This window comes from Mesorhizobium maamorense (genome assembly GCF_044998965.1).
In the GTDB taxonomy this organism is placed as follows: Bacteria; Pseudomonadota; Alphaproteobacteria; order Rhizobiales; family Rhizobiaceae; genus Mesorhizobium.
On the sequence record NZ_CP173356.1, the window covers coordinates 634213 to 647916 of the forward strand.

12 protein-coding genes are annotated in these 13704 nt (G+C 60.9%); 1 reads left to right on the forward strand and 11 read right to left on the reverse strand.

Going from position 1 to position 13704, the window contains the following annotated elements; all coding sequences use genetic code 11:
* Nucleotides 1-2: 2 nt before the first annotated feature.
* The 8 genes from tagH to tssA are packed head-to-tail and all read right to left on the reverse strand — an operon-like array spanning nt 3 to nt 8848.
* Nucleotides 3-1475, reverse strand: a complete 1473-nt coding sequence (gene tagH, locus ACIU1A_RS03465) for a type VI secretion system-associated FHA domain protein TagH (RefSeq protein ID WP_404927846.1) — start codon at nt 1473-1475, stop codon at nt 3-5.
* Nucleotides 1472-2539 (reverse strand): type VI secretion system baseplate subunit TssG, encoded by a 1068-nt coding sequence (gene tssG / locus ACIU1A_RS03470; protein WP_404926618.1) that lies wholly within the window; start codon nt 2537-2539, stop codon nt 1472-1474. The genes tagH and tssG overlap by 4 nt, the downstream gene beginning before the upstream one ends.
* Entirely contained in the window at nt 2503-4377 is a 1875-nt protein-coding gene (tssF, locus tag ACIU1A_RS03475) for a type VI secretion system baseplate subunit TssF (protein ID WP_140560454.1), read from the reverse strand. Before tssF ends, tssG begins: the two co-directional genes overlap by 37 nt.
* Before the next feature lies 1 nt (nt 4378).
* Nucleotides 4379-5134, reverse strand: a complete 756-nt coding sequence (gene tssE, locus ACIU1A_RS03480; protein ID WP_140498535.1) for a type VI secretion system baseplate subunit TssE — start codon at nt 5132-5134, stop codon at nt 4379-4381.
* On the reverse strand, nt 5121-5576 hold the full coding sequence (locus ACIU1A_RS03485) for an Hcp family type VI secretion system effector (RefSeq protein ID WP_115143971.1): 456 nt from the start codon (nt 5574-5576) through the stop codon (nt 5121-5123). The genes tssE and ACIU1A_RS03485 overlap by 14 nt, the downstream gene beginning before the upstream one ends.
* 45 nt (nt 5577-5621) lie before the next feature.
* Nucleotides 5622-7127, reverse strand: a complete 1506-nt coding sequence (tssC, locus tag ACIU1A_RS03490) for a type VI secretion system contractile sheath large subunit (protein ID WP_140498288.1) — start codon at nt 7125-7127, stop codon at nt 5622-5624.
* A 3-nt stretch (nt 7128-7130) separates the two neighbouring features.
* Complete coding sequence (gene tssB, locus ACIU1A_RS03495) at nt 7131-7670, reverse strand: type VI secretion system contractile sheath small subunit (RefSeq protein WP_140515109.1); 540 nt, start codon at nt 7668-7670, stop codon at nt 7131-7133.
* Between the two features lie 5 nt (nt 7671-7675).
* A complete protein-coding gene (gene tssA / locus ACIU1A_RS03500; RefSeq protein WP_404926619.1) occupies nt 7676-8848 on the reverse strand; it encodes a type VI secretion system protein TssA in 1173 nt (390 codons plus the stop codon).
* Between the two features lie 322 nt (nt 8849-9170).
* Here tssA and tssH point away from each other — a divergent pair, with 322 nt between their 5' ends.
* Nucleotides 9171-11930: a type VI secretion system ATPase TssH gene (tssH, locus tag ACIU1A_RS03505; protein ID WP_404926620.1), complete on the forward strand. Its 2760-nt coding sequence runs from the start codon at nt 9171-9173 to the stop codon at nt 11928-11930.
* 154 nt (nt 11931-12084) lie between these two features.
* Here the strand turns inward: tssH and ACIU1A_RS03510 are convergent, their stop codons facing one another.
* From ACIU1A_RS03510 to ACIU1A_RS03520, 3 genes are all read right to left on the reverse strand, one after another.
* Nucleotides 12085-12483: a hypothetical protein gene (locus ACIU1A_RS03510; protein ID WP_140524737.1), complete on the reverse strand. Its 399-nt coding sequence runs from the start codon at nt 12481-12483 to the stop codon at nt 12085-12087.
* Between the two features lie 537 nt (nt 12484-13020).
* The gene (locus ACIU1A_RS03515; RefSeq protein WP_181168590.1) at nt 13021-13233 is read right to left on the reverse strand and encodes a hypothetical protein; all 213 of its coding nucleotides are present in this window, start codon (nt 13231-13233) and stop codon (nt 13021-13023) included.
* 86 nt (nt 13234-13319) lie between these two features.
* The gene (locus tag ACIU1A_RS03520; RefSeq protein ID WP_404926621.1) at nt 13320-13610 is read right to left on the reverse strand and encodes an SDR family NAD(P)-dependent oxidoreductase; all 291 of its coding nucleotides are present in this window, start codon (nt 13608-13610) and stop codon (nt 13320-13322) included.
* Nucleotides 13611-13704: the final 94 nt, after the last annotated feature.

Below are 13704 nucleotides of genomic sequence, written 5' to 3' on the forward strand. Positions count from 1 at the left end.
GCTTACTCCTCCTCATATGCATCTCGAAAATCAGTGCCGATTTCGCCAAGGAAGCTTTTTTCCGCGCTTTCGGCGATTTCGCGATGGCGTTTTTGATAGAGCTCCCACAGCTTGGCGCCGCGCCCGCCCGAAAGCAGGGTGCCGATCGCCGAATTCGATTTCAGCTCTTCCTCGATCGCTGCGGGATCGAAACGATCGATCATCCGTCGCAAAGCGGCCTGTATGCCTCGCCAGGCGCGCACGTGATGTTGCGCGAGATCGCGAACTGCATCGGCGATTGCCGCCTCCCCGGCGAGAAATCCGGGGCTGCGCTCGGCGATCAGCGTCACGATGGCGTCGTCGACCGACGGCAGAAATTTGAGCGGATTGACTTCGGAGGCACCGACCATTGTCTGGGCGACGCGAGCATTTCCTTTCTCCTCGGTCCGCTTGCGCAGAAGCTGCATCAGTCCTTCCATCATCAGCCGGTACTCGCGGCCGAACTTCTCCATTTCCACGATGCTGTCGCGCCCGGGGAAATCGGCTTCCTCGACGCCCATGCCGCGCAAAAAGGCGGCGCGGAGCGCCATCTCGGCAGGCTGCGCGCTTGCCGGCGGGCGGGCAGGTTTGGAAGCAGCACCCATGCGCGCTGGAGGCAGGACATCGGCCGGTTGCGCGGGAATATCCCAGGGATTGGCGGATGGTGGCCGTTGGGCAATGCGCTCGCGCTGTCCGGTCGAGGCCGAGTTATTCGTCGAACTGGGCGAGGAGACCGGTCCGAAACCAAAATCGTCGTTGAAGTCGGACAGCTTTCCCGCTGCGGATTCGCCTCCGTGGCTGGGAGAGGGGGGCCGGTCGAAGCTGAATGGATCCGCCCGGCTGGCCACCCCGCCCTGCTCGACATAAGCGGCGGCGCTTTTTGACACCGGCGTTGAAACCGGATCGAGGCTGAACGGGTCGTCGAAAGCAGGCGAGTTGCGCTGGCCGGAAGACGCGCGCTCGAACGCCCCTGGGATCGGCTGCTCGAACGGGTTCGGCAGATCAGCAGGTCGAGGCCGTTGCGGCGTTTCTTCGACCTTGGCGGAAAAGAAGTCATCGCGGCCGATGCTTACCGGCGCCCGCGATGCCGCTGGCAGACGTTCTGGTACCGGCTGGATGACTGCGGGCGCTTGAGCGGCCGCGATCTGCAGGTCGACACAGACGACGTAATCGCCCAGCCTGAGCCGCATGCCGCTTTGAAGGCGTGCGGACTTGCCTGGACCAAGCGGGCTATCGGAATCGTTTATGAACAAACCGCTGCTCGATGTGTCGGTGACGAAATATCCATCTCGCCCGCCAGAGATTTTGCAGTGAGCACGTGAAACGAACATGTCGGGATCATCGATCTGCCAGCCTGCATCGGCGCTGCGGCCGATCACCAGCTCACCTTCGTCCAGGCGAGTTTGCCGCACCGCCTGGGCGCGTGGCCCTTGCTCTAGCGTTAGCAGCAGACTCATGCCGCGCCCCCCGCCATTTCCGGCCGCCATCCGACGATTGTGCGCAGCCGCATATCATCAGCATCTCCCCTTTCAGCGGGTCGCGCAAGCCAGGCGGTTCGGCCGAGCTGCACCGCTCCAATACGGGGCGGCGGCACTGCTTCACGCGCAAGCACGATACGCAGATCGACATCGAGAGATTCTCCGACCATGTCGCGAACCGCGTACTGGAACAGTTTGAGCCGCTGGCTGCCCGGCAGGAATGTCTTGAAATCATCATACTTCAAAGGGCCGACCCGCAGTTCGATCCTGCTTTGGCGGGTGAAAACGCGTGGGCCGATCGTCGCCCCCCGACCGAGCACAGCAAAGGATTTTGCGAGGCGGGTCTGGAGGCCTGCTGGTATGATTGTCCAGGCGGCGACGAATTCCCTGATCTTTACCGGCACCTTGAAGGCTTCCGCCAGGAACAGTGTCAGTCGTTCCGGGCCCTCGACCTGGCTGGCGAGCGAAGCCGCCTGGCGAAGCTTCACCATGTCGAGATCGATGTTTCGGGTGCCGGGAAGTCCGATACCGGCCATGGCCGCAAGCATGGCGCGAACCCGGCCACCGACCGCGCGTTCAACCTGAACGGCCGGATTCGCATCCGCCCACGCCCGATAGTAAAGGGCGATCATGCGGTGCTGCAGAATGTTGACGAAATCGACGAAAGTAGTGTCGCTGGTCAGCTGTGCGTTGGCCCCGGCGAACCACCGCTGCGACAGCCGGTCGAGCACCCAGCGCGTCAGATGCAGCGGCATTGGACCCTCGGGGCCCAAGAGACCCAGATTTGCAATCGTGACCCGGGCCGGCTTGCCGTTGTCGGCTTCGCGGAAATGGACCAGGTCCCTGGCCGAGAAGGCGAGGCGCACATGCTGGCCAAGCCTTGCCGGCTCACGGTCGGGACGGCCGGAATGGCCGAACACGGCATTTTGCTGTTCGAGACGGCGCAGCAATTCGAAAAAGTCGAACCCTTCGGACAGACCTTCAGCGGGGTTTGGGCTGGGCTTGTCTAGATCAGGGAGCGATTGCCGGGCGTCATCGGCCATGGCACATCCTCCTGCTTCTGCAGCAGCCGCGTGCGGGTCCGCACGAAACCGTTTATTCCGGCATATCGGGCGAACAGCCGCGCCAGCAAGGCCGAAAGCAGCAAAGTGCTTTGGCCAGCCAGGATGGATTCATCGACATGCAACGTCACCTCGGTGCCGCGTCCGAAGCACATCGGCCCCTCGATCTGAAGCCGCTCCACGACGGGCCGCGAGTCGATGCGGGCGATCGAATGTACATTGCGAGCCAGGCTGGGATCGCCTCGGTCGGCATAGATATCGAGAAGCGCATGCAACGGGTCGACGCCGCGGCCCTCCTTGGCAAGGCTGAGGAAGTTGAGCATGAGCTGTGCCACCAGCCGCCAGGCGAGATCGTCGGCGCGCGATTCACCCTCGGCCCCTGTGGGCAGTGCTGCGGGGATCGCCGGCTGCGGTGGACGCAGGGCTCCAAGGAGCCTGACGATTTCGACCGGGTCGCCGGCCTCAAGCGTCAATGTGGGATTGTCATCGAGGATCGGCAGGTCACGATTGGTGCACAGTGCTACGACGTCGAGACGCTTCAGAGGTCGGTACGCCGGGCTTGCGAGCGGTCGCGATACGGCCAGGAAAACGTCGTCGCCGGTGTATGACGTGCGCGTTAGACCGTCGCGCCGTTCGTCTTCGGTCGCGCGCCGAGGGCGCCGCTCGGTTGAGTAGACCCACCCACTGCCGCTGTTCTGCCCCAGGCTGAACAGTTCCGGAATTTCGGCGTCGTTGCCTTCGGTGTCGGCGTCCTCGACACGAATGATCCGATAGATTTCAAAGTCGCGCGCCCTCGTGCGGTCTGCATGCAAAACCTGGCGTGTCTTACGCGCATCGATCTCGACGACGTTGCACTCACGTTCGAAAAGATTGATGATCGGCGTCGCGAAAAGTTCGAAGTCGGCCGATGTCAGATCGGCCAACTCTGGCACCGGACGCCTGAATTGGAAGACGATCTCAAGCCCTCCGTCGCATCGACGCACGACAGGCTGTAGCCCCGAAACCCGCACATAGTGGAAGCGCTCGGGCATTATGAAGTATTCTCGCAGGAGGCGATATCCTTCGAATGTCGGGCGGGTACGCGGCATCAAGGCTTCGTCGTCGCTGATGCCAACCATTTCGGGCGCTGGCAAGGGCGACAACGGGTTGCTCTTGCCCTCAGCGCGTGCGCCAACGGTTGAGCAAGTGCCGAAGATCGCGTCGAATAGCAGCGGCGCCTTGGTTCGCCCGGCAAAATAAATATCGAGCCGGTCGAGCGTCAATTCGTGGAGCTTGCCTTTTCCGGTCGGGGCCAGCGTGATGCGGAGCGCCGCCTCGCCGCGCACACCGCCGACCGTGGCCATCCCGGCCGCCGCCAACGCGCTGCGGTCCTGAAAATAGCTGACCGAAGTGATTGCTATCGGCCACAGGGTCGTCTCTTGCGCGGTCGAGAAAGTGCAGCGCGTCGAAAGGCCGGGCCGCAGGCTGGAAACCAGCCGGGTGTTGCGCCTGACGACGTGGCCGTCGAGCATGGTCTGGACCTGCTGGCCTGGTTTGAGCACCACCATCGCCGTTGCCGGCGCCGGGGTGACCAGATCGGGATAAAGAACGTCGAGCACACTGCGCGAAAATCGCGAACGCTCGGCGTCGACCTTTAGCCGGGTGCGCGCCGCGAGGAAAGCCACGCCATCCAGCAGCCGCTCAACATAGGGGTCCGGACAGGGGACCGTGTCGAGGGAAAGGTTGCGCGCGACCGCTGGATGCATATCGGCAAATTCGGCCGCAAGGCCGCGGATGTGGGTCAACTCCTCCTCGTAGTATTCGACGAAGACCCGATCCATCTCAGGCGTCCCTGATTTCGGTCCGCGCCGCGCCGTTATCGAGATTGATCGTAGTGCGCAGGCGCATGCGTTCCGGTGTCGGGGTTATGATCAGCACACCGTCAATCTCGATCTTGAGGCCGGCGGTCTTGTCGCCAAGCGTCACTGTGACCTTTGTTGCGCTTTCCTTGAGGCGGGGCTCGAAGGTGGCGAGCACCGCACGGATCTCACGCGCCAGCACATCGCGATCAAAGTCGCGCGAAGACCTGCCCGAGAAGGAGGGGACGCCGTAATTGACCACGCTCCGGCGCACCTCCGGGAAATCTGCGAGCGATGGTGGGTTGTCCGATACCTGTTCATTTTCCAGATCGGACAGGAGCGGCGTGGCCTCGAAGCGCTCGGTGTTGAAGAGCGCCTCGACGTCACGCCGCACTGCTTCTCTGAGGACGCGGGCTGACACCACAACGCCGCGACTTTCGATCTCGACCCGATGCTGGGTCTGAAAGGCCAATCGATGCAGACGCCGTTTTTGCTCGGCTGTGAGTTCGGCATCAGCGTCGATGGCCCGCGCGCTGGCGCCAACGAGGGCGTCGACACGGTCGGCGCCAAGCTCGTCGAGCAAGACATGGCGCAGCCCGTCTATCTCCGAGGTCAGACCAGGCAGGTCATTGACGAGGCGATCCCAAAGCGACGGCTGGACGGCCTCGCTTTTTGCCCGCAAGCTGCCGGTACTGTGCTGCTTGCCAGCGTCGGGTCGCCGACCCTCACTTGCCGACATAGACATCCATTTCGGCTTCATCATTGCCGTCATAGACGAACTTGATCTTCTTGTAGGCGAAGCTGACCTCTTCCTGGATCAGGTCTTCCTCATCCTCGGCCTGCGACATGTCGTATTCCATGATCGAGGCGTCGGTGAGGGTGACGACCAGATAATCCTTAGTCTCGCCATCGATCGTCCGACGTGCCGAGAACACCACTTCATCGAGGGCCTTGTTCTCGAACAAGGCTTTCTTGAGATAGGGCGAAGATTTGTCGTAGTGTTTGATGAACTTGATCATGCCCATGGACACGCGGCCCCGACGTGAGAGCGAATTCGGGTCATAGGGTGCGACCATCTTGTAGTCGACGCCATGGATTTCGATCTCATCATCGTGGCCGTCGCGGGTGCTGGGGCCCTTGATATCGGGAACCTTCAGAAAACCATCAATCTTTACTGGCATTGTCTCTCTCCACCATTGTCAAAAAAAAGATTGTTGTTGCTGCAATCAAGTCTTAACGGACGGCAGTTCCGACACCAGTCGAAGCGAGGCATTGATGCCCTCCAACTGGTAATGCGGGCGCAGATAGAAGCGGGCGTTGTAGTAGCCCGGCCGCCCCTCCACGCTGTCCACTTGGACCTCGGCGGCGGCGAGCGGGCGCTTGGCGCGCGCCTTGTCGTCGGCAAAGGCCGGGTTGGCCAGCACGTAGCGGTTGATCCACTCGGTCAACCAGATCTGCATGTCGGAGCGTTCCTTAAACGACCCGACCTTGTCTCGCGCTATGGCTTTGAGATAGTGCGCAAAGCGCGAAACCGGGAACAAGTAGGGCAGGTTGGCGCTCAGCCGCTCATTAGACTGCGCATCGGGGTCCACCAGTCGGCCGGCGCGCGTTTCGTCGTCCTGTAACGAATGGGCACCGATGAAAGCCGCAAGATCCGTGTTCTTCCGGTGCAGGATCGGCATCAGGCCAAGCTTGGCGAGTTCCGCCTCACGCCGGTCATCAATGGCGACTTCCGTGGGGCATTTCATCGCTATCGACCCATCATCGGTCGGGAAGCTGTGCACCGGCAAATTAAGCACCGTTCCGCCGTTCTCGACGCCGCGGATCTGGGTACCCCAGCCAAACAGCTTGTGGCTGCGGTTGATGTTGACGCCCATCGGGAAGGCGGCGTTCATCCAGACATACTTGTTGTGATCGCCCTGCACCTCTTCCTCGAAGGTGAAGCCCTTCACCGGAACGGTGTCCGTGCCATATGGCAGCCGGGCCAGGACGCGGGGCATGGTCAGCCCGATGTAGCGAGCATCCTCGCTTTCGCGCAGCGACTGCCAGGAGGCATAGGCCGGGTTGGAAACGATCTGCTGTAGATCCTGAGGGTTCGGCAATTCCTGCCAGCTATCCATACGAAACAGTCGAGGCGAGGCGGCCGCGATAAAAGGCGTATGCGCAGAAGCGCAGATGCCGGAGATGTTGCGTAGCAGACCGACGTCGCGCGGGTGGTTGGAAAATTCGTAGGCGCCGATCACGCAGCCGATCGGCTCGCCGCCAAGCATCGAATATTCGTCTGTGTAGACTTTCTTGAAGATCGGACTCTGATCCCACATCTGGCCTTCGTAGTCTTCGAGCGTGTCGGCTAGCTGCTCCTTGGAAATGTTCATCACCCGGATTTTAAGCTTCTGGTCGGTCTCGGTGTTATTGACGAGGTACCACAGGCCGCGCCATGTGCCTTCCATTTCGCGCACTTCCGGCGCGTGCAGGATCTCGTTGACCTGAGCCGTCAGCATCTTGTCGATACCGGCGATCAGCGACTTGATCGACTTGATGGCATTGGACGAGATGGTAGTGGTGTCGGAACGGGACTGCGCTGCGAGCGCGAGATTGCGCACGAGTTGCTGCAGCTTCTCGCTGTCGTCTTTCTTGACCTTGAAATCCTTCTCGAGGAGTCCACTGAATTCTCCAAGGTCTATGGCTTCGGCCTCGGCGGCGAGGGTGGCGGTCTTTTGCTGTTCGGCCATGGTTTATTCTCCCGTCTTGTCGTCGTCAGTCAGCGCCTGGCTGGCGATCTTGCCAAGAAGTGGCTCGTTGTTCAGCAACTGCGCGATACGTTTTTCGGCGTCTACGCGGCCATCCATGAAGCCCAGCAATTCCTCGAGTTGACGACGCATCTTGAGGATCTCGGCCAGTTGCGGAACCTGCTCGGCGATCTTGTCGGGGGCGAAATCGCCCATTTTGGTGAAGGTGAGATCGAGTGCCAGTTCCTCGTCGCGCTCTTGGCCTTCGGCCTGCGGCAGCGTGTTCTTCACCCGCGCTTTGACGCGGGGTCCGAGCGCCTCCATGAACTTGGGGAAGCGGTTCGCGTCGGTCTCGACAAAGGAGCGGTCCAGAACCGACTTTGACGCTTCCTTGGTTTGCGAAGCACCGGAAAGGTCGGCCATCACGCCCATGACAAACGGCAGTTCGATCGTCGTCGGGCTGCCGTAGGTTTCCACGTCATAGGCGATCTGCACCCGTGGCGCGCGATTTCGTTCGATGACCTTGGCTTTGCTTTCGGCTGGCATGTGTCTTACCTTTCATCTTTCTGTGCCGTCTTCTTGACATCGGGAACGCCGGCAAGAAGCCGAAATTCCTTCAGTCCCGACGGGGCGAGATCTTCCATCAGTTCAACGAAATCCATATGCACCATTCGGCGCACGCGCCGCGCCAGGTGCGGGATCGGGCTGGACGGTTCGGTGCTGTCATAGAAGGCGACGACGAGATCGAGGCATTTGACGACATCGTCGCGCGAGGAGATCCGGTCGGGCAGGCCGCTGTCGCCGGATGCTGCGTAGCTTGCCACGCTTGCCATCGTATCGGCTCCATCGCCGTTGCGAACACGTGCTGCCGGTTCTGCTGGCGTCGCGACCGGCTTTGCGAGGCCGTTCGCGGCAGTGGCACCGGTCGCGTTTCGTTCGAGGGTCGTCAGCAGACGCTGCAGAAACCGCTTTAACTCGGGAAGCGTGGCGCCAGCGCCTTCGAGGCGGGAGTTAAAGGCGGCTTCGACGCTCTCGAGAGCGGCGATCGCGGCGCGGGCGTCGGCTATGAGCAACGTCATTTCTGGCCCGGCCTGATCAATCAGCGCCGCGCATGCGCTGCGCACCCGGTTCACCAGTTGGCTGTGCTCGCTTGCCAGCTTCGCCTTCTCGGCCGCATTCAGTCCCGAAGCAGCCTCCTGCAGCATGACCCGCTCGTCAAGCGAACCCTTCTCCAGATCCGCGCCCAGGATCGGCCCAATGGCGCGCGGCGCAAAGAATGTCATTTTCCGCAAATCTTTGAGTAGACCGTCCTGGCTGTTCTGAAGGTCGGTAAGCGCATTGATGCGGCGCAAGGCTGCTTCGCGCGGCGTGGCACCGGGCCGCAGGGCCGGATGCATGGTCGTCCAATGCTGATCGACGGTTTGCGCGATGAGGGTCAGGCCGGCAGCCAGGCCGGCCAACCGATGCTCGTTGGCCAGTCCACGCGTAACAATGACGAGAAGGCGCAGGTCCCGGCCGTGAGACCGCAGCTCTTCAGCCCTGGTAAGCACGGTAGGCCAGTCTATCGGAACGTCGACTTCAGTGTTTTTGCTGCCTTGGAACTCGACTTTCTTCTGCTGTTCCGTCAGTCGCTCCAGCTCATGGAAGGCCGGGTTGTTGCGCAAATCCTCCCCTGACGGATTTTCACCGTCGAGCGGAGTAAGCCAAAGTGCGACATCAATCACACAGACCCCCAGCGACCGGCCCTCAACGGCACTTGACCCAAGGTTACCACACTGACGTGCCGTACGCCAATTAAAGCCGCTGCTTAAAAACTAACGAAAGCTGACCACCGCGTATTCGCTATGGGATGGCTTGGCGAGACTGCCGAACCCGGTCGGTAAAATGCACCACATGGATGCGCGAAATTCTTCTGCCGCCAGTGGTCTGGGCTTCCAAAGGCTGACGGCCCCGCGAACGGCCTTGGCGACGCCGTCCATCGGGCGCTTTGTCAAGCGACGGCTTATGTGGCAGGTTATCGACTGGCAGATTGCAGGAGCAGGTTCGATGGAACAGCGCCGGTCGTCACAGAGCTTCAAGCGTAAGGAACTGGTCGGCAAGCTCAATCCTGTCGGCGTGCGCGCCTTCAAGGCAGCCGCGGACACCGCCAAGCTGCGCGGCAACCCTTACGTCGAACTCGTCCACTTCATCGAGCAACTGGTGCTTTCCGATCGCTCGGACGTGCAAATGATCATCGCCGATGCGGGAGTGGATGCCAGCCGGCTCACGGCCGATATGACCCGCGCCGTGGACAAGCTGCCATACGGCGCCACATCGATCGAGGAATTTTCCGACCACATCTTTCATGCCATCCAGGAGGCCTGGAACTTGGCGACGCTTGAGTTCAGCGTCGAGGAAGTCCGCAGCGCGCATATTCTGCTCGCTTGCCTGAAGACCCCGGTCCTAGAAGGCCTGCTGTCGAAGATCAGCGGCGCATTCGACGAGATCGACGCCGACGCGGTGATCGCGCGGTTCGCCGATGTCATGGAGGGCTCACTCGAAGCTGGCACCTCGACCACGGTCTCCGCAACGGAGATGCCACGGCGGGCTCCGGGTGGGGATTCGGCGCTGGCGAAATACGCCACCGACCTGACCCAGCGCGCCCGCGACGGCAAGATCGATCCCGTCGTCGGCCGCGACCCCGAGATCAGGCAGATCGTTGATGTCCTGATGCGGCGGCGGCAGAACAACCCGATCCTGACGGGCGAAGCCGGGGTAGGCAAGACCGCGGTCGTCGAGGGCTTCGCCTTGCGTATTGCCCAGGGCGATGTACCGCCGATGCTACAGGGCGTCAGCGTGCGCATGCTCGATGTCGGTTTGATGCAGGCCGGGGCAAGCGTAAAGGGCGAGTTCGAAAAACGGCTTAAGGCTGTAATCGACGAGGTGCAGTCGTCCGAAACACCGGTTATCCTTTTTATCGATGAAGCTCACACCTTGATCGGCGCAGGCGGCCCTGCTGGAACCGGCGACGCGGCCAATCTCCTGAAGCCGGCGCTGGCACGCGGTGAACTGCGTACCGTCGCGGCAACGACCTGGGCTGAATACAAGCAGCACATAGAAAAAGACCCGGCGCTGACCCGTCGGTTTCAGGTGGTAAAGATCGACGAGCCTTCCGAAGCTGTGGCCGTTCTCATGTTGCGCGGGGTGGCCGGAGTTCTCGAGCAGCACCACCGGGTGCAGATACTGGATGAGGCGATCGAGGCGGCAGTGGGCCTGTCACACCGCTATATCCCGGCGCGGCAACTACCCGACAAGGCGGTAAGCCTTCTCGACACCGCTTGCGCCCGGGTCGCAATCTCGCAGCATGCCACGCCGGCCGAGCTCGAGGATATCATACGGCGGCGCCAGGCGCTGGAGGTCGAGCACGGCATCATCGATCGTGAGGCGGCGATCGGGATCGAGGTGACCGAACGGCAGGCACGGGTCGACACCGGACTTGCCGAAACAGGGGTCGCGCTGGCTGCCGCGCAACAACGTTGGGACCGCGAAAGAGTTTTAGTTGCCGAGATACTCGAATTGCGTGCCCGGCTGCGCGGCGACGGTATGCCGCTCGATGGGGTGGAAACGCCAGCGGATGCCAATGCCTCTGAGTCTGAGTTGCCTGAGATCCAAACGTCCAAGGACAAGGCATCCGATCCCAAAGTGAAAACGGCTGTTGCCGATGGACTTCCACCTGATCCGGTCGCCGATCTTACCCGGTTGCGCGAACGCATGGCTGAACTGGCCGAGGCGCAAGGCGAGGCGCCGCTGATCCTGCCCTCGGTTGATCGAAATGCCGTGGCCGCGGTGGTCCAGGACTGGACCGGCATCCCCACGGGGCGCATGCTGTCGAGCCAGACCGAAAAAGCCCTCCGGCTCGCGGCCACTCTGTGCGAGCGCGTGGTTGGCCAAGAGCATGCCATGGAGATGATCGCCAAGCGTGTGCAGACCAGCCGCGCCGGGCTCGGCGCGCCGGAAAAGCCGGTGGGGGTGTTCCTGCTTTGTGGCCCCTCCGGCGTCGGCAAGACCGAAACCGCGCTGGCCTTGGCGGAGACGCTTTATGGTGGCGAACAGAACCTGATCTCGATCAACATGTCGGAGTTTCAGGAGGCGCATACTGTCTCGACTTTAAAGGGAGCGCCCCCCGGCTATGTCGGCTACGGCAAGGGTGGCATCCTGACAGAGGCGGTTCGGCGCAAACCCTATTCGGTGATCCTGCTCGACGAGGTCGAGAAGGCGCATCCGGACGTCCACGAAATCTTCTTCCAGGTTTTCGACAAGGGCATGATGGACGACAGCGAAGGGCGGCGCATCGATTTCAAGAACACATTGATCCTGCTCACCTCGAACGTCGGCTCCGAAGTCATCATGGACCGGACGAGGAACGGCACGGTTCGGACCGGCCTCGAAGATCTGGATACGGCCTTGCGCCGGCCGTTGCTGAAGGTTTTTCCGGCGGCGTTTCTTGGACGGGTGGTAACCATTCCTTACTACCCGCTGTCGGATTCGATGATCGAGGCGATCACCCGTCATCAGTTCGCCAGGATCGCTCGCCGGCTGCGTGCAACCAGTGGCGCGGAACTGGTGATCGGCGACGGCGTCATCGATCTGGTCAGGGCGCGCTGCACGGAAATCGAATCCGGCGGGCGGATGATCGATGCCATCTTAACCAACACGCTTCTGCCGGAATTAAGCCGCGGCGTGCTCAACCGGTCGCTTGACGGTGAAAAGATGACGAAGGTGACCGTCGGAGCCTCCGACGGGGGCTTTACTTATTTCTTCGAGTAATTTGGGCGGATGGTACCGGCGCATCAAACGGCTTTTGCGTCCCGCGGTGGATTGAAGGATGCCTTCCACGGCATGGCGCAAGAGCGCGGCGAGGCTTTTGTCCGCGCTAGCGTGCAAAAGGCAACCAAGCACGCAAATGAGTTCCTTTGGGCGGCTAGACCTCTCGCCGTCGCTTGCCGTCATAGTCCCCAGGTGTGCTCATTCTGGCCCCTGGATTATACTGAACGTGAATATGCGGAAACATAGGCCCTTGATCGTTCACCAGGACTAAATACTTGGCCTTGCCAAGTTCAGAGTTAAGTTCCTGCTGCAAAAAGTATCCTAAAAGGATTGACAACATACCGGTCCCGCGATCCGCCAGCTTTTTCGTCCTAATATCAACCGCATTGCCGGAATGATGCAGGGACCAGCGGGAATGATTATACCACTCTTTTCCAGCAGTAAGCTCAAGCTCAAGCCGCCTCGGCGCATGTTGTCTGAAAACGCGTCGAATTATCGGAATGGCCTCCTGCATTTGCGGGCTGAGGCCGCTTTCAATCGTTCTCTCCCTCATCGCAATCTCCATGAAAAGAATGCGTCATTTCCTTACCACAACTAACACACGTATGCCTCATCCATGAATATCGCAGGGCCGAGATTGAGCTCTTTGTGAGTGCAAACGTGACGCCTCAGGTCGTATACAAGCCGGTGCACCATGCCATGTTGCCGTCGTCACCCATTTTGGCGGGCGGTTCTCTGTCATGCATCGTGGCAGGATCATCGAGTTCGGCCCACCACCGGATCATTACTGACCCCCACTCAAACGCCGCCGAAAATACGCCAATCTGCAACGTAACACACTGAAAACAAAAGTAAAAAAATTCCATAGACAATCAGCGACAATCGGCGCGCAGATAACTACTTCGTCGGCAGGTAGTCGTGCCGAAACCACGTCCCAATTCGCCAAGCGCCCGATGGGCTCACGGCAATTGGGGATTGCTGGTGGATTGCGGTAATTCGTTTGGTCGTGCTGGAATTTGATACGAGTGTCATTCCAAGTACCTGGCGACCATCGGCCACGCCGCAAGTTGGCGGCTATCTGCAGCCAGCTTTAAAAGCCAATGACCATCCACGGATCGGTGTCGTATCCGAGGCGCGGCTTTTCCGGGGTTGCTCCATCCGGCATTTTGGCCGTGCCAGTCAAACCGCAGTCCAGATCTCTCACCTGCTTCTTGGTCGAGTGCTTCGTAGAGCACAGGGCCGCAGCATCACCGACCACCACTTTCTTTTCCTTGGCAATGGTGCCACCAGTCGCAGCGATCATGATAGCCGCGCAAAATATAGCAACTCTCATCGTACTCCCCCACGGTTGCGCATCCTCAAGATGCCGGACATTACGTTACGTCATTTTTATATTAGCACAAGCGAATATTTAATCCTCACGCCCGCCTCCTGCCAATGGCCTCGAGGCGGGCTGCTCCTCCATTTCGCGATGGCCTTCACGCCAAGCTCGTCCGCTGGATTATCGCCACGAGCGATGCCGACAACGTGATGACCGGCGGCGGCGAGCCGCGCCGAGAGCGCGCGGCCGATGCCCTTGCTGGCGCCGGTGACGAGAAATGTTCGCTTTGTCATGATGTTTCTGCCTGTAGTGAAAGAAGGGCGGTCAGGCGCACCCAGATCCAGGATCTGCGCGGGCACAGGGCGACTCCGCCGGAACCTATGGAGGTCGTCTCGACCGGCAGGAGTGCGTGGCGCTGCGCCGGACTCCTGCTCGGCCTATCGTCGTGTCAGG